The 21,167-nt window shown below is 38.4% G+C and carries 17 protein-coding genes and 1 pseudogene; 2 read left to right on the forward strand and 16 right to left on the reverse strand.

Translation table 11 applies throughout. The features are described 5' to 3' along the window. Nucleotides 1-343: 343 nt before the first annotated feature. Complete coding sequence (locus KNV97_RS17790; protein WP_218562468.1) at nucleotides 344-1,216, forward strand: alpha/beta hydrolase; 873 nt, start codon at nucleotides 344-346, stop codon at nucleotides 1,214-1,216. 27 nt (nucleotides 1,217-1,243) lie between these two features. Here KNV97_RS17790 and KNV97_RS17795 read toward each other — a convergent pair. Further along, nucleotides 1,244-1,624: pseudogene (locus tag KNV97_RS17795) on the reverse strand (GDP-mannose 4,6-dehydratase); the annotation flags it as partial. A 357-nt stretch (nucleotides 1,625-1,981) separates the two neighbouring features. Between KNV97_RS17795 and wecA the strand changes: the two are divergent. Beyond that, entirely contained in the window at nucleotides 1,982-3,058 is a 1,077-nt protein-coding gene (wecA, locus tag KNV97_RS17800) for a UDP-N-acetylglucosamine--undecaprenyl-phosphate N-acetylglucosaminephosphotransferase (RefSeq protein WP_218562470.1), read from the forward strand. A 138-nt stretch (nucleotides 3,059-3,196) separates the two neighbouring features. Here the strand turns inward: wecA and KNV97_RS17805 are convergent, their stop codons facing one another. The 15 genes from KNV97_RS17805 to KNV97_RS17880 form a co-directional block, all read right to left on the reverse strand. Then, entirely contained in the window at nucleotides 3,197-4,015 is an 819-nt protein-coding gene (locus KNV97_RS17805) for a glycosyltransferase (RefSeq protein ID WP_218562471.1), read from the reverse strand. Further along, complete coding sequence (locus KNV97_RS17810; RefSeq protein ID WP_322972701.1) at nucleotides 4,012-5,124, reverse strand: glycosyltransferase; 1,113 nt, start codon at nucleotides 5,122-5,124, stop codon at nucleotides 4,012-4,014. Before KNV97_RS17810 ends, KNV97_RS17805 begins: the two co-directional genes overlap by 4 nt. A gap of 1 nt (nucleotide 5,125) precedes the next feature. Continuing rightward, nucleotides 5,126-6,166: an acyltransferase family protein gene (locus KNV97_RS17815; protein WP_218562473.1), complete on the reverse strand. Its 1,041-nt coding sequence runs from the start codon at nucleotides 6,164-6,166 to the stop codon at nucleotides 5,126-5,128. 26 nt (nucleotides 6,167-6,192) lie between these two features. After that, nucleotides 6,193-7,185, reverse strand: coding sequence for an EpsG family protein (locus KNV97_RS17820; protein ID WP_218562474.1), 993 nt, complete (start codon nucleotides 7,183-7,185; stop codon nucleotides 6,193-6,195). A 123-nt stretch (nucleotides 7,186-7,308) separates the two neighbouring features. Continuing rightward, nucleotides 7,309-8,769 (reverse strand): asparagine synthase-related protein, encoded by a 1,461-nt coding sequence (locus tag KNV97_RS17825; RefSeq protein WP_218562475.1) that lies wholly within the window; start codon nucleotides 8,767-8,769, stop codon nucleotides 7,309-7,311. After that, entirely contained in the window at nucleotides 8,756-10,036 is a 1,281-nt protein-coding gene (locus tag KNV97_RS17830) for a glycosyltransferase (protein ID WP_218562476.1), read from the reverse strand. The genes KNV97_RS17825 and KNV97_RS17830 overlap by 14 nt, the downstream gene beginning before the upstream one ends. Before the next feature lie 398 nt (nucleotides 10,037-10,434). Next, the gene (locus KNV97_RS17840; RefSeq protein WP_218562478.1) at nucleotides 10,435-11,454 is read right to left on the reverse strand and encodes a lipopolysaccharide biosynthesis protein; all 1,020 of its coding nucleotides are present in this window, start codon (nucleotides 11,452-11,454) and stop codon (nucleotides 10,435-10,437) included. Nucleotides 11,455-11,476: 22 nt separating this feature from the next. Further along, nucleotides 11,477-12,607: a dTDP-4-amino-4,6-dideoxygalactose transaminase gene (gene rffA / locus KNV97_RS17845; protein WP_218562479.1), complete on the reverse strand. Its 1,131-nt coding sequence runs from the start codon at nucleotides 12,605-12,607 to the stop codon at nucleotides 11,477-11,479. Then, the gene (locus KNV97_RS17850; RefSeq protein WP_218562480.1) at nucleotides 12,600-13,292 is read right to left on the reverse strand and encodes a CatB-related O-acetyltransferase; all 693 of its coding nucleotides are present in this window, start codon (nucleotides 13,290-13,292) and stop codon (nucleotides 12,600-12,602) included. Before KNV97_RS17850 ends, rffA begins: the two co-directional genes overlap by 8 nt. 214 nt (nucleotides 13,293-13,506) lie before the next feature. Further along, entirely contained in the window at nucleotides 13,507-14,157 is a 651-nt protein-coding gene (locus tag KNV97_RS17855) for an NAD-dependent epimerase/dehydratase family protein (RefSeq protein ID WP_218562481.1), read from the reverse strand. Further along, nucleotides 14,154-15,263: an ATP-grasp domain-containing protein gene (locus KNV97_RS17860; RefSeq protein ID WP_218562482.1), complete on the reverse strand. Its 1,110-nt coding sequence runs from the start codon at nucleotides 15,261-15,263 to the stop codon at nucleotides 14,154-14,156. Before KNV97_RS17860 ends, KNV97_RS17855 begins: the two co-directional genes overlap by 4 nt. Next, nucleotides 15,260-16,144, reverse strand: a complete 885-nt coding sequence (rfbA, locus tag KNV97_RS17865) for a glucose-1-phosphate thymidylyltransferase RfbA (protein ID WP_218562483.1) — start codon at nucleotides 16,142-16,144, stop codon at nucleotides 15,260-15,262. The genes KNV97_RS17860 and rfbA overlap by 4 nt, the downstream gene beginning before the upstream one ends. A gap of 54 nt (nucleotides 16,145-16,198) precedes the next feature. Beyond that, on the reverse strand, nucleotides 16,199-17,257 hold the full coding sequence (gene rfbB, locus KNV97_RS17870; protein ID WP_218562484.1) for a dTDP-glucose 4,6-dehydratase: 1,059 nt from the start codon (nucleotides 17,255-17,257) through the stop codon (nucleotides 16,199-16,201). 144 nt (nucleotides 17,258-17,401) lie between these two features. After that, complete coding sequence (locus KNV97_RS17875; RefSeq protein WP_218562485.1) at nucleotides 17,402-18,364, reverse strand: Wzz/FepE/Etk N-terminal domain-containing protein; 963 nt, start codon at nucleotides 18,362-18,364, stop codon at nucleotides 17,402-17,404. 128 nt (nucleotides 18,365-18,492) lie between these two features. Next, the gene (locus KNV97_RS17880) at nucleotides 18,493-21,123 is read right to left on the reverse strand and encodes an SLBB domain-containing protein (RefSeq protein WP_218562486.1); all 2,631 of its coding nucleotides are present in this window, start codon (nucleotides 21,121-21,123) and stop codon (nucleotides 18,493-18,495) included. Nucleotides 21,124-21,167: the final 44 nt, after the last annotated feature.

Consider the following 21,167-nt stretch of genomic DNA (forward strand, 5'->3'; position numbering starts at 1 on the left):
CGTGGCCTGCCGTTACTAGCAGCATAGTCTGAAAAGCGGGATATTAACCGGACGCACTGAGCACTCTGCGACAGATTTCAAACCCGGCGTTGCACCTGGCCCGCGATTTCGCTTCCCGCTTTGAAGTGGCTCGAAAAACGCATCATCCGCGCACAAACCCCATCACCCGCTCTCACAGCTGCGAGTCACTTAACGCCTGCAAAGCAACGCGCTGTTGCCTTCTCAGCCATCGCTGAACACTCACTCGCAGCGCGGCACTTTCAATAGTGGTTCCAGGCTGCAATACGGTTACAACCACAGCTTTGCATTGATTTATCCCTTTCCATCAATCCGGAGCCAGGCCATGTTACTGATCACCAACCGCAAGCTGGATAAACAGCGTTTTGTCGCCAGCAATGAACTGTCGCAGTCGATTTTGTATTGTCAGCAGCAGGGCGACTACACCGTCGAACTCGGCAGCGAAGTGTGGATGCGTACCCTGCAGCAAACCAAAGCGAAGCAAGTGTTGATCTATATTCACGGCTTCAACAATCAACCGTATCAAGACATCCTACCCCGCGCGCAACAGCTGCAGGCGATGCTTGATGATGCCGGGAGCCAAACCGTGCTGATCCCGGTGATCTGGCCGTGCGATAACAACTTTGGCATCATCCGCGATTACTGGGACGACCAGCTGGCCGCAGAACTGTCCGGGCAGATATTCAGCCGCGCTCTGGGCAAGCTGTTACTGTGGCAGGAACGGCACGCCGACACACCCTGCTACCGGCCCATTTCACTGCTCGCGCACTCGATGGGCAACCGGGTGATGCTGAAAACCTTGTCCAGCTTCGCCACCTCGTACGGCAATCAGGGCGTACCGCTATTGTTTGATCAGATATTTTTAATGGCCGCAGACATCCCGAACGATGTGCTGGAAGAAGACAAAGAAGGTTACTGGATAACCCAGGCAGGCAAGCAGCTGACCTGCTTTTACGCCAAAGACGATCTGGCCATGCCGGCCAGCAAAGTGATGAATGTGAAAAACCGGGTCTACACCCGCCGCCTTGGCCACAGCGGCCCCACACACCCTATCCCGGATTTGGATGTCATCGACTGCAGCCGTTTCAATCAGCGCTTCGACCCCATCAAGGGCCACAGTTATTTCTTTGATAGCGACAGCCCGGCTTGGCAGGCAGTCGTGGAAAGGTTAGCTAGCTTGGAAATACGGCAACCGTAATCCCTATTCCAGTATCGTATAGCCTAGTTACACATGCTCCAGCAGCCACTGCTGATTGTCTAAATACCACTGCACGGTTTTGCGCAGCCCGGACTCAAACGATTCTTGTGGCTGCCACCCGAGTTCGCGCTGAATTTTGCTCGCGTCGATGGCGTAGCGCACATCGTGCCCGGGACGATCGGCAACATAGGTAATCAAATCGGTAAACCGTTTAACGCCGTCAGGTTTTACCGCTACCAGATCTTCCAGCAGCTCGCACAGGGTAGTGACAACCTCAAGATTCGTCTTCTCATTATGGCCTCCGATATTGTACGTCTCACCGCTGATACCAAATTTAAGCACCTGATACAGCGCGCGGGCATTATCATCAACGAACAGCCAGTCGCGAATTTGCTGTCCACCGCTATATTTATTGCCCACATGGAAAATAAAACCCACTCATCAAATCCGTATTATCCGATCAAAACGGAAAATACTTTGAGCTATTCCACTTAGCAACACAACAAAACTGTCAATAAAACTGCAATCTAAAAATCTTAAACTAAAGAATTTGAAGCAAGATTAAGATTTTACAAAATAAGCATTATGAAAAAACATACTCATGACATTGTTTTTAAAGAAATTTAATTATCAAACCACCTCAAAAACAAGCAATTAAAATCTCATGGTTTCATATAATACAAACTTTGAGTAACTCCAGTTTTGGGTTAAAATTCCTATAATCAATAAACACAAATAATAACAAACTTAACGGATTAAACGGCTATGGTACTGGAACTCACTTTTATCTTTTTTAGTGCGTTTGCGATTCTCTTTGTTATGAGAAAGATCGCCAAACGAATCGGCTTAGTGGACAAACCGAATTCAAGAAAACTCCATCAGGGGGCAGTGCCCTTGGTTGGCGGTATCTCAACTTGTATTGTTATTTCCCAGTTTCTGACTTTCCGTTCAGAGATCATTCAATACAGTGAACTGTTTGTATTCTCGATTGCAGCCCTGACTTTCGTCGGCGCCCTTGATGATAAGTTTGATCTCAGCGTCAAAGTGCGTATCGCGGTACAGACGGTATTGTCGATTGTAATGATGCAAGTTACCGGGATTGAGCTGCATAGCTTAGGAAACCTGTTTGGTAATGGTGAGATCTATCTGGGTTGGTTTGGCTCAGTGGTTACCGTATTTGCGGTGATTGGCGCGATTAACGCGTTTAATATGGTAGATGGTATTGACGGGCTGTTAGGTGGGTTATCGATTGTAACCTTTGGCGCAATCGCTTTACTGCTTAATGTCGACAGCCAACACGGGCTCGCTTACCTGTGTGTGGTGTTTATCACCGCGATGCTGCCGTACATTTTTATGAACCTGGGTATTTTAGGGCGCGAACGTAAAGTCTTTATGGGTGATGCCGGCAGTATGATGATCGGCTTTACCGTTATCTGGTTACTGTTAGGCTCAAGCCAGATGGGCACTCACCCGTTAATGCGTCCGGTTACCGCGTTATGGCTGATCGCAGTGCCGCTGATGGACATGGCCGCTATCATGCTGCGCCGGATTAAACGCGGAGATTCACCGTTTAAGCCAGACCGCGAGCACCTGCACCACATCTTCCAACGCTTGGGGTTAAGCTCACGGCAAACGCTGGTCGCCATTTGCGCCATTGCGATGTGTTTTGCCGCGTTTGGTTTGTATGGTGAAGCCGCTCAAATTAGCGAAGCCACGATGCTATATACCTTTATTGCTTGTTTCCTGATTTACGCGACTTTGCTGACTTATGTATGGAGAATTACGTCATTCCTGCGAAAGTTCAAAGTCGCACGTCCAGGTGAGAAAGTATCTGCTGATTAGAAAAACTGGGAATTATAAAAAAAGGTAAGCAGATTAGATTGCTTACCTTTTTTATAGCTATATTTCAACAAAAAATAATTACGTAGTAACTAAAAATGTTAAATCGACAATGTAAAAATAACGTATATTATTTAATATTTACCTTAAGTAATTGTATGCTATTCTTTTTAAAAAAGATGGGCTCAATCGTAGGGCAAATAATGAAATAGTATAAAACCAATTTAAAAAATTATGTCTTCTAAGCTTTTTCATAGCATAAAACCTAGATAGAAGATCATTTTTAGCTTTAGTTAATCCCCTTCTAGAATGAAATTTTTCATCAACTCTAAATCTTAGAAGTGGAAGATCTAAGTTCGCAAACACGTATCCTTTACTCATCAAATCAACCCACAAAAAGTAATCTTGTGTATTTTTTAATTCTGAATTGTATTTGAGGTCGCATATAGATAAATGAGATAAATTAAACATCACTGTAGGATGATTAAATGGACATCTTTTTATAATGTTATCACTCAAATCTTTATGACTAGTTGGCATCTTTTTATAGAATTTTTTATTGTTGGCTCCAAATTCAATAACACTTGTGCCCAAAACTGAAACATTATTATTGTTTCTAAAATACTCAACCTGTTTAGTTATTCGGTGTGGTTCGCAAACATCATCAGCGTCCATTCTGGCCAAATAAGAAAAACTACCAAGTTTAAAAACCCTACTAATTATGTCATTCAATTGAAATGCTAATCCTAAGTTTTTTTCAAAAAACTTTATATGAAAATTATCTTTTTCCTCGTATTCAGTCAGTAAACTTCTAAGTTCTTTACTGATATTCCCATCTACATTAAGGAATATATCTATACTTTTATAATCTTGGTTATATAAACTATCCAGGCTTTCCTTAACATATTCAGGCTTATCTTTCGTGTATACTGATATAGCAACTGCTACTCTTTCAATCATCGAATTCCGCCTTTATAAATTTCTTGATACTTACGAGACATTACTTCCGCGCTAAGGCATTCGTCGATGAGTTCTAATGAAGAAGAGTGCATCGAGCTATAGTCTTGGTTGGAAACTAAAGTCATTTCTTCGGAACATCCATTACCCAACCTGTAAAGAGAACCAATATTGTAGCCAAGATCAAAAAACTCTTTATGCGGTTCTATATCTGACAAGACCACTGGAAGCCCGCAGGCTAAGCTTTCTAATACAGTATTAGGAAAACCTTCGGCCTTTGAAGCAGAGATAAAAAAATCACTAGCATTAAGATAATCATATACATTTGGAACGCGTCCAATGACTCTAACGTTTGAACTACTATATTTATTACAAGTCTCTGCTAAAGGACCATCACCTACAAAAATCAACATAGCATCAGATTTTGTTTCATTATACTCTGAAAAACTTCTAATTACGGATTCTGGGTCTTTCCTAGAACTTAAATGACCTACAGATATCCATATCGTTTTATCTTTTGGCAAACCTAATTGACTACGAAGGCTCATCTTACTATCTTTAAAATAGAATTTCGTAGTATCTACACCATTTAATATAGTCCTAGTATTAGTAATCCCAAAATATTCCGACAAATTATCACAAACACCATTGGAGACACCAACTACTAAGTTCATTTTACGAAGACTACGTGAATGAATCAAAGAAAGATATCGACCTAAAATCTTCCCATAAGTCATGGGATAATCAAGTTGTGGATAGTTCCTTAACGTCGCTATTTTAAGTGAATCCACGTCGGTCCCAGACACTAATTTATCAGATCTGACGCCTTGTGAATGTATAATATCTGGTTTGAATTCTCTCACAAGCCTTTCGAATCGACGCTTCATTAGAAAAAGTCCCGCTACTCTCGTAAGACCAAGACACATAACCTCTATATTATTAGATATAAATTCAGTTTTCAGACTGTCTTTACTTTCATAAGACAACGTGCAAACTATGACTCTATAGTCTGAACTAGGCAAGTTTTTAACTATGTTAAACAACTGATTTGTGGGGCCACTTCTTTTCAATGTGGAACAAACATAAAGTATATTTTTCAAACCCAACTCCAAACTATAAATTATTAAATTTTAAACGTATCACTTTATTTCTTAGAAAGTCGACATAACTTGAATTCTCGACATAGTTATAAGTTAGTATTGATACAAAATAAACACTGCAAGACATCAAAACTAAAACAGATAACTCTCCTAAACCCGTAAGGTCGTTACCAAACATGTAGACGAAAACATGCAATATAAGAACATGGCTTAAATAGGTCGAATAGGATATATCACCAAGCTTAACTAAAAATCTTACAACGAAATTTTTTTTATCTAAAATAGGCTCTATCAGTATAAATCCGAGAACCAAAAAAGTCGCAGAAAGCGTTTTTTGAACAAAACCATAACCGAAAAAAGAAGAGATAACAAAAAAAGCAAGAACAATAAAAAAAAATCCTGTCCTATAGTTAAAAAACGGTATATTAGTATATTTACTTATAAAAAGACCCACGAAAATACCAAATATAAACTGCCACAACTTGATACTATTTAAAACATAAAAAATGACATCAACCTGACTAGGGATAACAAGTGGAAGGAAAAATATTATTATGCAGCATAAAAACAAAGCCTTATTATTCCCCCAAAACAGACATACCGACAATATTAGATAGAACATCATTTCAAAATTAAGAGTCCAACCAACCGTTAACAATGGGTATACTCCTAAACCGGTAGGATTTTGGTGTGGAATAAAAAACAAAGAAAGAACAAGTGATTCTAATGTAAATACTCTTTCACTCAAACCTGAAGGTATCAGCAGTATTAAAAATACGAAAGAAAATGTATAGAACCAATATGCCGGAAAAATTCTAAACAACCTTTTAACAAAAAATATTACCGGAGAGGTATTTGAGTTACTGTTAATTGAACTATACATAACAAAGCCGCTAAGAACAAAAAAGACATCAACACCAAACCCACCACGATAAGAGAAAAACTCTCCCAAAAAGCTATTATAATTGAAATTGTAAAACACTTGCATAAAGTGATGATAGACAACTAACCATGCTGCAAGTGCCCGAAGAATCTGTAATGATTGTAATTTCAAAATTTAATCCCTAACAGAGACACTGTTCAAAATAAAGAAAAATCATAGCTATTAAAAGCATTTCTCGAGTAGAGATTTAATCCCAAAGTCAAAGTATATATAATTATAACCGCTAGACTTGCGAAAAACCTCAAACTATAAGATTGCAATCTATATATAAAATATGGGACTGCAATAATCTCCACTACAAAAAACATAGATGCTACCCTACCTGCTAAGACAGAATAATCTCGGAGACCAAATATCCAGACAACAGCGCAAAACAAAGAGTATACAATTATTCTTAGTAATCCATCTTGGTTTATCTCACTCTCTTTGAAAAAAATACAAAACATAAGAAATATGCCTAAGTATTTTATAGACACCGGATTAAATAAAGGAAGAGGACTAGCATAACCACCAGTATCAAAAATATACTTATAGGCCTTGGCACTTAGCATCTCTCCCAACGGCAATACATCCAAATTAAGAAAAATATAATTTGACAAATAGGGACCTAAAAAAACACCAATAAGAGCCAAAAAACAAAAAACAATTTTTCTAAACTTTAATCTAGATAAAAACAATGGAATCAGTGAAAAAACTGCCGTAAAGTGAAACAACGATGCTAGAGTAAATAACGCTATCCTAGAGTAATACCTTACATCATAAAATAATATAAATAATAGAAATACGAACCCGTAGGATACAGCAGCTCTTATCTGATTTAATTCCCTAAACCAATAAGCGTGAGAGATAACAATTATAATGCTCAATGAAATATATGGTGATTTCTTATAAATACCAAAAAAGTAACACCCACACGATAATAAAATTACCGAAGCATAAAGATAATTAACATCATTCGTCATCCAGGCGACAGAGTTCATTAACAACTCAAAACCTAGATCAACACTCTCAGGAACATAGCCGTAAGTGTTCAACATTAGAAAATATTCTTGATAACTGATATCATCGCTACCAAAGCCTGAATTTCTCCAACCACCAAACACTATGATAAAAAACAAAGGAAAAATCACGATGCCCAATTTGTAATAACTCGAATTACAGGGTGAAATTTCTTGGGATATCATCATTTCATAGAAAGAAAGTACACATAATGCGGAAAAAACAATAATAAAAAAGTATAACATAAGATATATTTACTCTTTATATTTAAATGATGTATATTTATAATATAGAGATTCGTATATCTTAGCTCTTTCCAGACTAATAAAGTTATTGAAGTTAATGTTTTTATTCTTATTTGGAATTAATCCACGAATATTATATTTCTCTACGAATATAGACAACGAGGCCAACCAAGCCATTTTCTCATCCAATCGGTCTACTTTATTTCTCTGATCTGATCTCCAGTTGTCACACCAATACTTTAAAGCTTTTTCATTAAATATGTTCAAACTTTGCAGACAACCGTTTGAGATTCTTTCTAAGATGAACTCTCTATTGTCATTCCTTAACCAATTACCATAATTATGATGTATCTTACTAAAGTTATCTAATGGGGCCGAATTCTGATCATTATACAATTTACCATTTCTTGCCCAAGGTATAGTTAAAAGCTCCTTAGAGACCTTATATAGAAGTTTTTCATAAACAAGATTATTCCTGTTATTAAAGTCTAAAGACCAAATAAAACCAAATACTTCTGGTGCTGAAAACATCTGATATAAAGGTATATTTTCATCGATAACAGACATACAAGAGTTTAATTGTCTCCTCATATAATGCATTTGCATTTCCATTTCTCTATAACTGAGTTCAGTTCTTTCTGGGAAACGCTGCCTATAGTTTTTAGCATCCGACATTAATTGTTTTAAAGCCCATCTCTCAATATCTTTAGACATAAATGCATAATGATTAAGGTGATGACGAAACATATTTGGCAAATTTTTAACTTTCTTTCCAGAATACTCACCCCGGCCAATGCTATCCCCGTAACTTCCAGCTAAAACTCCGTCAATCCCCCCCAACAAAGAAACGTCTCTCATAGCATGAAGATGTACTGGAGAATATTCAGCGCCTCTTATACCCGCTGTATAGATATTATCTTTTAGTAATCTGGGAGATAAATTAAAATGCTTAAAATCCCAACCAAAATAATCGGCTATTCGTTTAGCATAAACAACATCTCGACTGTCTTCTAAACCCCAAGTAAGCGCTGTAACCTTACCTAGGTATAATCCATCTTTTTGCATTCGGTTTAGAATTGAAGCAATTATTCGGCTATCCATACCACCACTAAGAAGTATACCGATAGACTCCTTTCCTTTGAGCCACTTTTGCGCTTCCGCCGCCAATAACTTTATCAATTTATCGGCAACATCATCTTCATTTAAGGATTCATTTCCATGAAAAGGTGGTTGATATTGTACAATTTTATTATTATAAAATGAACTCATCCATGGTTGTTTGGATATCCCAGAGACTAACGTTCTATCACCTATAGCGTAATTTTTCATTAATATCCCGAGGATTGACACAGGATCAATTTCATTTACATCTCGGACTTTAATTAGATCAGATATATTTCTGTAAACAGAACCACTTTCTGACACATATCTATCATGCCCTGTTATATAGTTTGATTTAAAATCTTTCATCGTTTCCACTCTCTAAAACTGGAAGTGTTTGCTTTTCTTTTAATTTATTTGGAGACAACTTCCAAACGATTTTCGAATAAATACGACTAAATTCATAGAGTGATTTTGAAAAACTACTGAATTTATAGCTTGGCATGTTAACGGAACTCAACTCATTCATAGATGAAACACTATTTTCAATCAAATATCTTTCGACACAATCTATATGCTTCTGCCTGATAATATTAATAGATTCGAAATCTAACGAAAAATACATTTTGATTACATCGAATAGCTTCTCTTTATTTGCATCTAATCCTATACGACCATATTGCCTATCAGAAACGTTATAAAAATATCCGTAGCAATCGGCCTCGTTTGAATTGTCTATAGTTGCTATAGATGGAACACCTAGTGCAGATGCTTGTACGATTGCCGTTCCTGTACCAATAAATAAATCGTATAAAGAAACTATATTGTCAAATTGAGAATAATCAAAACTTCCTTTTAGGGTTACGTATTTTTCAACTTTATATTCTTGAATTAGATTTTTTATTTTTCCATAGCAGGGTCCGTCACCATAAATATCCAAACTTACGTTATAACCTTGCTCTAATAATTTTTTTATCACGTTAATAAGTTGGAGGTTATATGTTTTGAAAGCAACCAAACGCCCGACTGCACAAATATTTACGTCGTTTTTATTTGTCTCAATTTTTTCTATTACATTTTTTTTATCAATAACACCGATACTAAATGTACTAGCAGATGAAAAATCTTCCCCCGTATGCTTTTCATATAGTTTAATATTATCTTCACTAAACATCATCAAAAGCCTTTTAGGCAAAAATTCCAACACAAACTTTCTATTAATTTTTTCAAAATATGGAATTTTAGTCCCACCCCATAAGTAATGAACATAGTGATAGAAACCTACAGATATCGGCTTTATTGAATTGGTAATATTTGTTAAACGATAACCAAGCAAAGCATCTTCTCCTTGGAAGACATGAATTTGATCAACATTGTTCAACAGAATATTAGCTAGTTCACTCTTTATCGGTGAAGTTAATTTAAAATATTTTGCCACTCTGGGAAAAACAAACAGATCATCATAACTAACAATTTCACCATATTGAGTAAATTCGTCTAAAAGCTCTTTATTACTTTTCTCAGGGTATTGTAATAGTAATTTGGTTGTTAACCCAAGCTTAGAACGATGCTTAGCTATTCTTACGAAAAAGGTCTCTATTCCACCAATGCCTAATGCACCATATATAAGCAACATATATATATCCTATAACTTAAGAATGTTTAATATAATTAATATATTTAGACAATGTTTTCCTTGATAATATCATCGTTAAAGATAGGCATAGCATCCATATCAACTCACTTAGTAGTCGGCTATTAGAATACAGTGCCATTACGATAGAAACAGCAATAAAAAAAATTGTGATTGTATAATATTTAGCTCTAGGAAAAGAGAGCCAAATTAGAGAGGATATTTCCGTTCTTAAAATAAAAAGGACAAAGAATGAAATTAAACTAGCAATTGCAGCGCCATTAGCACCGTACTTGGGTATAAACAAGTAATTAAGAATGCCATTAACTAATACTGCCACGATTACAGGTACAATAGAAAGCCAAGATTTACGTTTAATTCCAATACCGATTTTTGTTGACTCAGAAAAAAAGCTTTAATATAGGCCCACCGATCAAAAGCAAAAATATCGTTTCAACCTTTTTTAACTCTTCCGGTAAAACCAATGGAATAATCCATGAAAAAACACCAGATAATGACCATAAGCATAAGATAGCAATAAATACTAAGTCCATACTATTGGTGAACTTCACTAGTCCTGTTTTTTCTGCCACCCATTTGTAAACCAATGGATTCCATATATTCAAAAAGACTGTTGAAAACAAAGCAATTATTGCCGTGAAATTGGCAGCCATGGAATAATAACCAAGCTCAGAATATGATGATAATTGCTTAATAAATACTTTATCCATAGCGGTTAATAGCCAGAATGCTAACCCACCGAGGACTAATGGCGAACCAAAACGAATCATATTGCTCGTTATTTTTCTATCAAATCCTTCACTTAAAGCATACATTAATGCGCCTTTGTTTAGGAAAAGACAAAACAACATTGAACAAAAGTAAGACACCAGGGCACAATAAATGAGCCCTTGAAAATCAGACCTTTTAAAATAAAATACCAGTGTTAAAGTAGATAGTAACGTTAATAACTTAGGAAGAAATAACATCACAGCATAAGAATTGACTCTTTCTTGCATTCTCAGTATGTGATTAGTCAAATGAATCCATAGACCACTAAACAAACATATACTGACAAATAAGTCTAGTATATCGCTTTCAATTTCAAACAGATAATGAGAATAACTTACATTTAATATTTTCGAGAATAAAATCGTTATAAAAAAAAGGCTGATTGGCACTAACACCATAGATAGGGTAAGTGAACCTTTTTTTCCACACTCGTAGTATTCTCTGACGAAAGACTGATGCAGCCCAATACTAAAAATAACTAAAGATAAGTTCACAGCGAGTTGAAGCATAGAAAACTTACCAATATCATCAATACTAAAGTAATTTGACAAAATTGGCAGAGTGATAAATGATAAAAATGCAGTAATAGAGGGTCCTAAAAAATGTGCACCTAACTTTTTCTTATTCACACTATATCCCTAGGGTAATAACTCACAAATAATAGCTTTTAATCTCATCACACACTCTATCAATATCATTTTTAGTAATCCCATACCATAGTGGAAGTCTTAGCAATCTTTCACTTTCACAAGTAGTAAATCTATCTTCACCTGAGAATTTAGAAAACTTCTTGCCAGCTTCTGAACTGTGTAATGGTACATAATGAAAAACAGATTGGATATTTTTTTCTTTAAGGAATTTTATTAATCCATCTCTCTCATCAACATCTTTGACTTTAATATAAAACATATGCGCATTATGGCTGAGATGTTTTTCTATTAAAGCCAACTCGATAAATCCACTTTCCCAAAGAGAAAACAATGAATTGTAGTAATACTGCCACGACGATAATCTATCACGGTTAATCTCATCCGCATTATTAAGTTGTGCCATAAGATACGCCGATTGCAATTCGCTAGGAAGCATACTACTACCAACATCTACCCACGAATATTTATCAACCGTACCACGTAAAAATTTGCTACGGTTTGTACCTTTTTCTCTTAATATTTCCGCTCTTTCATTGAAAACTGAATCATTGATCAATAACAATCCACCTTCACCACCACTAGTATAATTTTTAGTTTCATGAAAACTAAAAGCACCTAAGTGGCCTATGGTGCCTAAGGCACGTCCTTTGTATTTAGACATAACACCTTGAGCGGCATCTTCAATAACATATAATGAGTACTTATCTGCTATTTGCATGATCTCATCCATTTCACAGGCTACACCGGCATAATGAACTGGAACAATAGCTTTTGTTTTACTCGTTATTGCTTGTTCAATGAGCTTTTCATCTATATTCATTGTATCTGGACGAATATCTACAAAAACAATTTTTGCACCTCTTAGAACAAAAGCATTTGCTGTACTCACAAACGTGTAACTAGGCATAATTACTTCGTCACCTGGTTGAACATCAATGAGTAAAGCAGCCAACTCTAGAGCATGAGTACATGAAGGCGTTAGGAGTGCTTTTTGACAATGAAATTTTTCCTCAAACCAAGCTTGACAGCGCTTACCAAACTCTCCGTCACCACACAATTTGTTTTTCTCAATTGCCTCAGTGATAAAATCAATTTCTCCACCTACCTTAGGGGGAATATTAAAACTAATCATGTTTTTCCTCTAATAAACTTAATAGTGTATCGATATTTGGACAATCGGAGATAGTTGCATATTTATCAGTGATTTTTTTGACGGACCAATCCCACCACTGTATTTCTAACAACTTATTAATTACAGGTTGAGAAAATCTATATTTTAAAACCTTGGCAGGATTACCAACTACAATTGCGTAAGCTGGTACATCTTTCGTTACCACTGCATTCGAGCCAACAACCGCGCCATGACCAATTTTTACGCCTCGAGTGATCACTGCTCCGGCAGCAATCCAAACATCATTTCCGATATCAACCGGTTGCTCAAAGCGTTGATATGCAACAGAATAATTTTTAGGCCGAATGTTATCGTAATCATTATACAAAAATGAATGCTGAGTCATTCGTTCATAATCATGATTCGCACCACCAATGGTTACATTCCAAGAAATTGAACAAAACTGGCCAATTGAAGCATGCATGATCACTGTATTCATACCGGTGTAAGAATAACGTCCTAATTGAGAATGATAGATCTGATTGTTTCTATCTATACGAACATGTTGGGATAAAATAGAGTAATCAACACGGCTAAAGTTTCCAACGATGTTATTTCCTATTAAGGTGCTATTTTTCACCCTCGCTCCTTGGTAAATTGACAAATCAAGACCAAGTTCACTATCAATTAATTCATACTCTTTCATGTTAAACTAATCATTTATTATTTTTGACGTAGCGGAACGGAAATCATACTCAGGCTTCCAGAAAAAAGTATTCATAAATTTAGAAGAGTCCATTAAAGAATACTCATTTGATACTTTTGCATCTTTTTGAACAATCACTTGTGAACCCTGCCCGAATGTCTGAGCGATACAGTTAGCCATCGCTTCAATACTGATAACCTCTCCACTTCCCAAATTATAAATACCAGGAGCAATTGGCCCTAACAAAACCTGTCGAATGGCACTCACTACATCTTTGATATAAATATACTCGCGTAATCCCCCCCACAACAGAGACATATAAATCTTTGCCACAACGTGCCTGTTCAAAGAATCTATTTAACATGCTACCAGTGTATTCTTCGTCAGAATAGATTTGAGCAAGTCGCAAGCTAGTAATACACATCGCTTTATTTTTGACATAACGCTCAGCCAACTCCTCAGAACTTATCTTGGCACGCGCATAGTCATTTTCTGGGCAGACTGGTTGACGCTCAGACCAGGGTACAGGACTACTACCATAAACGCTTCTCGTAGATGTGTATATTATATTATTGACACCTGATAAATAAGCTGAATCGAAAACATTTTTATCCAACGTAATATTGCTCTGATAGATACTATCCATCGTTCTATATGGCCGAGTAGCGGCCAAATGTATGACTGCATCATGCCCCTCAAAAATAGCCACTAAGTCTTCATAATCAGAGCAAACATATTTCACATCAGGGTATCGACAATCTATTTCAGAACGAGAAACAGCCGTAATCATAAACTCATGACGTAAATTTTCTATTAGGTTTCGAGCTAATAAACCGTTAGCACCTGTTATGACTATTTTATTCATACTGACGGGTACACCTTATAACCACATTTTTCCATCTTGCCGTTCATTCTTCTTACTGTATCGCCGTTACAATAATACAGTTCTTCATATACAGCTTGATCATCTTTTTCAGGAGTCACAAACACGTGCTCTGGCGGAAAACAATGAAATTCTAATATAAAAGGCTGACTAGAAGTTGATACTGTGCTCAGCTTAGGTGCCTCCCCCATAAGGTGATTGACTAAAATATTTAACAAATCGATCCCATTTGCTTCTTTAATCAACTTCCACATATGACAACCATCAAATCGTGGTGTAACTTCGATTAAGTATGGTTCATCACCATTCATTTTAATTTGGAAATAAACTGGACCATTGGTAATATCTAACTTAGCAATACTTTTCTTAACAAGGCGTTGCACATTGGCTTCCGCAACTTCAGATATCGCAGATGGTAAAAAATGTTTGTGGATCACACCACCATCAAACTGTGGCCAAGAAACTCTGCCGGAGGACAATGAGAAAACCAACTCACTGTTGCTAACATAGGCGTTAACAGAAATCTCTTCTCCTTCGATTTTTTCTTCCACGATGACTTTACCACTGCGAGAGTGTGTTATTGCCTCATCATAAAGAGCCTTAACTTCTTGTACACTTGCTGCTGTACCAACGCCTCTTTGTCCCTGGCTATCCACTGGCTTGACTATGACAGGAAAGCGTAAACATGCTACTGAGTCCAATTGGTCAAGGCTTGTTATAACAACATGAGGAACTGAACCATAACAGTCTGCCAGTTCTTTCCTAAACATGTCTTTATTGTTACACGTTAATGCCGTTGTATAGTTGACAAAACACGGCAAACTTAGCTTTTCAGCAACATATGCAACTGTTGGCATTGCAACATCAGAACCTATGCTATAGATATAGTTGATATTATTCTCTAAAGCATATTGTAGGACTGCCTCTTTGTCGGTTATATCAATCAGGTCAAATTTATCAGCATACTGATATCCGCGCCCTTCCATGCTATTGCTCAACGCATATACGCAAAATTCATTTTTTAACTTCAAGTAACGTAAGAGGTCAACCTGTGCATTACCAATACCAAGTACTAAAAAGTTTTTCATATGTTATTTGCCTTTCGCTCTGACTTAACTGATGCCAAATATTTTCCATAGCTGTTTTTTTTCAGTTTATTAGCTTGCAAACTTAACTCATCATCAGTTAGCCAGCCGTTTCGCCAAGCGATCTCTTCCAAACAAGCAATTTTAAACCCTTGTCTCTTCTCCACAGTTTCAACAAACGATGAGGCTTCATGCAAGCTTTCATGCGTCCCTGTATCAAGCCATGCAAAACCTCGACCTAAAAGTTCAACATTAAGCAAACCTTGATCTAAATACATTTGATTTATTGTTGTTATTTCCAACTCACCACGCTCTGATGGTTCAACATTTTTTGCAAATTCAACAACTCTATTATCATAGAAATATAAACCTGTGACAGCAAAGTCAGATTTAGGATTAATTGGTTTTTCTTCTATTGATATAGCTTTAAGGTTCTTATCAAATTCAACCACACCAAAGCGCTCAGGATCACGAACTTTGTAACCAAAAACCGTTGCTCCAGATTCTCTAGTTGCGGCTTTAATTAGTTTGGGCGTGAAACCTTGTCCCCAGAAGATATTATCACCTAAAGCCAAACATACTGATTCGCCATCAATAAACTCTTCACCAATAATGAATGCTTGTGCAAGACCATCAGGGCTAGGCTGGACTGCATACTGTAAATCTATCCCAAATTGCTTTCCATCACCTAGTAGTCTTATAAAACTACTCTGGTCTTCTGGCGTGGTGATGATCAAAACCTCTTTTATCCCTGCCAACATCAAAACTGATAACGGGTAATAAATCATGGGCTTATCATAAATAGGAAGAAGTTGCTTCGAAACTCCCATAGTAATAGGATAAAGACGAGTACCGGATCCTCCGGCCAAAATAATACCTTTCATTTTACGACCTAGTTATTATTATCCTAGCTGAATTTAAAATTTCATAATTTAAAGTTAGTTCCCTAGACGCTCTAAACTATAAGAACCATCTAATACACGTAGCCACCAAGATTTATTGTCCAAGTACCACTCAACTGTTTTTCGTAGTCCCGATTCAAAGTTCTCTTTGGGAATCCAACCTAGTTGTTGTTCAATTTTACTCGCATCAATAGCGTAACGAACATCATGCCCAGGTCTATCTTTAACGTACATAATAAGATCTTGATAATGAATAACCCCTTCAGGTTTACTCGGTACTAATTCTTCCAATAATGAACAAATAGCTTTTATAACTTCAATATTAGATTTTTCATTATGACCACCAATATTATAAGTTTCGCCTACAATACCTTCCGTAACAACTTTATATAATGCGCGTGCATGATCTTCTACAAACAGCCAATCTCGTATTTGCATGCCATCGCCATAAACTGGCAATGCTTTCCCTTCTAAGGCATTCAGAATCATGAGAGGGATTAGCTTTTCAGGGAAATGATAGGGGCCATAGTTGTTTGAGCAGTTAGTCACTATAGTGGGCAAACCGTATGTACGATACCATGCTCTGACTAGGTGATCACTTGACGCTTTCGATGCCGAATATGGACTTGATGGGTCATAAGATGTTTCTTCAGTAAACAGATCATCAGTATCTTTCAGATCGCCATATACTTCATCGGTAGAAATATGGTGAAAACGGAATGCGTCTTTACATTCACTCTCAAGGCTGTTCCAGTAACAACGTGCAGCTTCAAGCAGTGTATACGTGCCAACGATATTGGTTTCAATAAACGCTGCAGGCCCATCGATAGACCTATCTACATGCGATTCGGCGGCAAGGTGCATTACCACATCTGGCTGGTACTCAGAAAACACGCGGTCGAGTTCATTTCGATTGCAAATGTCCACTTGCTCAAATGCGTAACGCACGTGACTGTCTACTTCACTCAAGGACTCTAAATTACCGGCATATGTAAGTTTATCTAAAACTATGACATCGTCTTGTGAGTTCTTAATGATATGGCGAACTACAGCGGAGCCAATAAAGCCCGCTCCGCCAGTGACGAGAATTTTCATAAACTGTTACTCTTAAAATCTAACTTTATGTTCGCAGAATCATCCCTCTGCAAACCAGAAAAAACACTCTATAACTTTATAGTTATAAAGTTATTAACATTAACCTTCGATACATATCGTTATAATTAAGTGTCTTAAGGAAATCTATTGTTTTCTTAAGGCAAAAATCAGAAGCCAAACACTGACACTAAGCGCTCCACCTAACAAGGTACCAATTATGCAAATCAATGCTCTCTTTGGTTTATCTTTGACCTCAGGAATAATGGCTGGGTCTACTGTTTTAAATACAAATTCCTCTTGTACTTCTGCCAACATTAAACTTTTTGTTTGCTCTTCTATTAACTTATAAAACGTACTTTTCATGTCTGCCACAGCGGTTTTTTGTAGTTGGCTATTGAGATATGCTAAGTTTTGAGTGGTTTCTGAAATCGCCCTTTCTCGCATTACATCGTTAATATCTTCTATTAACCAATCAAGCCATTGTTTTGCTATAAAAGGAGAATAGTGAGAAATTGACACTGTGTATAAACCACTATCCTTACCTTGACCTATACCCAAAATACCCTTGATGAAAAAATCATACGCTTCTTGTGCTGTTGGCTGCGATCCTCTCAACCCACTGGGTTCTCTTAGCCACTTTTGCGTTTTTATATCATAAATATCTTTATTAATTAATAATTCATTATTTTTCAAGTCCCAACCTTCAGTAGCCATAAGAGGGATCAGTAAATCATGTTCTTTTATGAATGTTTCTACAAATTGCCGTGATTGCATGACTTGTATAGCGAGTTCAGTTTGTGAAGTTTTAGCTCCACCTATATTAACCCCAGCTAGAGCAGCTAGGCCTCCTAATTGTCCAGCCATTTTCGACAAGCCGCCACCACTTGAACTTTCAGAAGGCGCTAATAAAACATCTGCTTTATATATATTCGGTTGTTTAATGGCAAAAAACACAGAACCAATCGCAAATATACTTGTGACAAAAATCACAAACCACTTGCCCTTCCAAATAGCACCAATTAACTCATGTAACTTTGCTTCATTCGTCTCAAAGTTACTTTCTGAAGAAGGTGAACCATCTGCGTTGATATAATTTTTTTGTTGCATGTTTTAATCCTAAGTTTCTTATAGCGTAGCTATACAAAACAAGGTCAATTATAAAATTAGTAAAATCTTAATCTATAGTATATTTAATATCCTCAAGAAACTATAACATTAGTCTCTTGAGGAATTGGTTAGTTAAGAGCGTTAACTGCTACGCCGGTTTGATACAGGATTTGAGTGGCAGCAGTCCAGATATTAAGCGCATCGCGGTAGTCGGTATCTAGTGGCACCACGATGGTATCGCCTGCTTCTAAATCGGGGTGATGGCTGCCAAACCAGTAACTTGACGTTGGTTTAAACACTGAACCATCTGCTCGAATTACAAAGATGCGGTCTTCATCCGCCTGCTTCTTCGCGCCGCCAGCTTTGCTGATGTAATCCTCTACATCCAGCGAGTTATCCAGCAGGTAAGTCACCGGCACCTGAACTTCACCCATAATAGAAACCGTGTTGCGGAAGGTTGGTACATACAAGAAGTCACCATCTTCTAACGTAAAATCGGCCGCCGGATCTTCCAGCATCACGCGATTAAGTTGCACTACCATACGGCCCAGCGCTTTGCTTTTGCTCGCCTCTTCTACAAACTGGAGCGTTTTATCCGGATCGTTAATCATAGAGTTGGAGTTATTATCTGCTCGGAAGGTTTTTTTCACTGTTTCTTTACGCATCTCTTCCGCGTATTGATTGAGAAGCCTTTGCTCTTGCTGACGCAAAGCTTCACGAGTGAAAATAGCACCTTTCGGATTGGCAAATTCGGTTAAACCACCCGCCCGTTGCAGTAGTTGGCTCATGGTCTCACCACGGCGCACATTATACGTGCCCGGGAAGCGAACTTCACCTTGCAGCACCACAGTTTGTTGCAAGTTAGCGGCTGGCTTTTCCAACACGTTTAAGCGGTCACGGCCCTGAATGAGCACATCACTATTGGCACGCTTTTCCAAAGCTTTACGTAAATCGATACGTTGAATCTGAGTCGTGGTACGCTCATCATTAGCATCAACAGTACGTCTGGCCAGCTCGGCATTAATAGTAAATGCATCATAGGTCAGGCCTCCAGCTGCGCCGATTAACCCAGAGACTGTCATATTTTCAGTGATTGGGTAGCGGCCAGGGTATTTCACTTCACCAAAGACTTCCGCCACCTGCGGTGCCATTCCGGGGCGAGACTGCTCTTGTAACTTAAGTAAAACGGGAGCAAGTAAGGCTCCTCGTGTATTGGTTTTAAGTTGATTTCTTTGCTCTGCAGTTATTTGAGAACTTCCTAGAAGTTGAAGGATATTCTCTCGAGTGAAAGTAGAACTTGCCTCATTTTCACTTTCATCATTTTGAGCATCTTTCTGAGCCTGAGTTAAACTTTTTGCAGTAGCTTTTTCGTTATCAAATACGGATAGATTACGAGTACTCAGGCGATTAAACACCAGAACTTTATCACGTGATTCCAGCATCAGATTATCGCGGCTCTCTGGTTTTAACAGCGCATTCGCCAGGTTAAATTGCAGCACTTCAATATCACGCTGCGGATTAATCTCCCGCACCAAGAGCGCATAGTTCACATCCGCAGTACGGTTAAACGCACTGTCCATGCTGCTGAACAGGTCCGCCACTTTCAGGCCTGGTTTCCATTCGCGATACCCTGGCTGCGCCACATCCCCTTGCAGTTCAATATAGCGGGTCAGCTCATCGTTTTTCTTGGCAATCGTGATTGCATCACCATTTTTAAGTGCTGTGCGTTTTGCTTGGTTCTGAGTTAAATCCAGCGTTAGCACTTCCCGGCTGCCATTGGGCTGATAACGTTTCACTTCCACCTGGGTATCATCGGCATTGGCGGTGAAGCCGCCAGCCATGGCCACGGCGTTTTGGTAGTTTTCACCTGGTTTCAGTTCATAAATCGCCGGCCGATTGACCTGACCTTTGATCGCTACTGTCGGGCCTACCGGCGCGATATACACCACATCGCCCGGCATCAGGCGCACGTCATCACTGGCATCGCCTTTTAACAGCAGGTCATATAAGTCCAGCTTAGCGATCACTTTGCCATCACGCTTGAGCTGCACATCACGCAGCGCACCACTGTCACTCAGGCCGCCACTAAAATAAATCGCCTGCGAGATAGTGGTTAGTGCACTGACGGTATAAGCACCTGGTTTATAGGCGTCACCCATGACAAAAATTTGCATGCTGCGCAGCTCACCCATAGAGATATCGGCGCGCATCCCGATCATCTGCTCTTCAACCCGGGTAGTCAGCGACTGGCGAACTTCGGAAAACTTCATGCCCGCCACTTGCACCGGGCCCAATTCAGGGAAGTTGATCACACCAGCACGGTTAACCCGCAAACGGTAGGTCTGGTTCTCTTTACCAAACAGCTGAATCACAATTTCATCACCCGCACCAACGGTATAGTTAGATGGTACCGGCACATTACTGATTGGCGCAAAAGTACTTGGTGAGCCTGCGAACAGATCCAAGCCAAAGCGTTTCAAACTGCCACTTTTTGTTGCCTCAGCCGATTGTTTTTTAGTTTCAGAGTGAGATGTGGTATCGCGTGCTTCTATCACTTGCGGGTTGCTGTATGACGTCGCTTGCTGACCGCCACTGGGGATCGAGACACCATACTGGCTGGCTAACGCTTGTTGCTGATCTGCAGGTAAATTTTTAAACATCTGTAGCTGAGCCGGCGTCGGTGTAGGCGCAGCATGGCCTGCTGAAACAAACAGACTCGCCATGACTCCCACGGCAAGAGAGTAATATCCTTTATGCATTGTTTATTCGCTTTTGATTACTGATAACTTAGCGCCAAAGGCTA

The sequence above is a fragment of the Vibrio ostreae genome, assembly GCF_019226825.1.
Classification (GTDB): Bacteria; Pseudomonadota; Gammaproteobacteria; order Enterobacterales; family Vibrionaceae; genus Vibrio; species Vibrio ostreae.

Excerpts from the sequence above, each read along its gene's own strand:
- KNV97_RS17790 (WP_218562468.1), top strand. The coding sequence starts at position 344 with ATGTTACTGATCACCAACCGCAAGCTGGATAAACAGCGTTTTGTCGCC.
- wecA (WP_218562470.1), top strand. The coding sequence starts at position 1,982 with ATGGTACTGGAACTCACTTTTATCTTTTTTAGTGCGTTTGCGATTCTC.
- KNV97_RS17805 (WP_218562471.1), bottom strand. The coding sequence starts at position 4,015 with ATGATTGAAAGAGTAGCAGTTGCTATATCAGTATACACGAAAGATAAG.
- KNV97_RS17825 (WP_218562475.1), bottom strand. The coding sequence starts at position 8,769 with ATGAAAGATTTTAAATCAAACTATATAACAGGGCATGATAGATATGTG.
- KNV97_RS17830 (WP_218562476.1), bottom strand. The coding sequence starts at position 10,036 with ATGTTGCTTATATATGGTGCATTAGGCATTGGTGGAATAGAGACCTTT.
- rffA (WP_218562479.1), bottom strand. The coding sequence starts at position 12,607 with ATGATTAGTTTTAATATTCCCCCTAAGGTAGGTGGAGAAATTGATTTT.
- KNV97_RS17850 (WP_218562480.1), bottom strand. The coding sequence starts at position 13,292 with ATGAAAGAGTATGAATTAATTGATAGTGAACTTGGTCTTGATTTGTCA.
- KNV97_RS17855 (WP_218562481.1), bottom strand. The coding sequence starts at position 14,157 with ATGAATAAAATAGTCATAACAGGTGCTAACGGTTTATTAGCTCGAAAC.
- KNV97_RS17860 (WP_218562482.1), bottom strand. The coding sequence starts at position 15,263 with ATGAAAAACTTTTTAGTACTTGGTATTGGTAATGCACAGGTTGACCTC.
- rfbA (WP_218562483.1), bottom strand. The coding sequence starts at position 16,144 with ATGAAAGGTATTATTTTGGCCGGAGGATCCGGTACTCGTCTTTATCCT.
- rfbB (WP_218562484.1), bottom strand. The coding sequence starts at position 17,257 with ATGAAAATTCTCGTCACTGGCGGAGCGGGCTTTATTGGCTCCGCTGTA.
- KNV97_RS17875 (WP_218562485.1), bottom strand. The coding sequence starts at position 18,364 with ATGCAACAAAAAAATTATATCAACGCAGATGGTTCACCTTCTTCAGAA.
- KNV97_RS17880 (WP_218562486.1), bottom strand. The coding sequence starts at position 21,123 with ATGCATAAAGGATATTACTCTCTTGCCGTGGGAGTCATGGCGAGTCTG.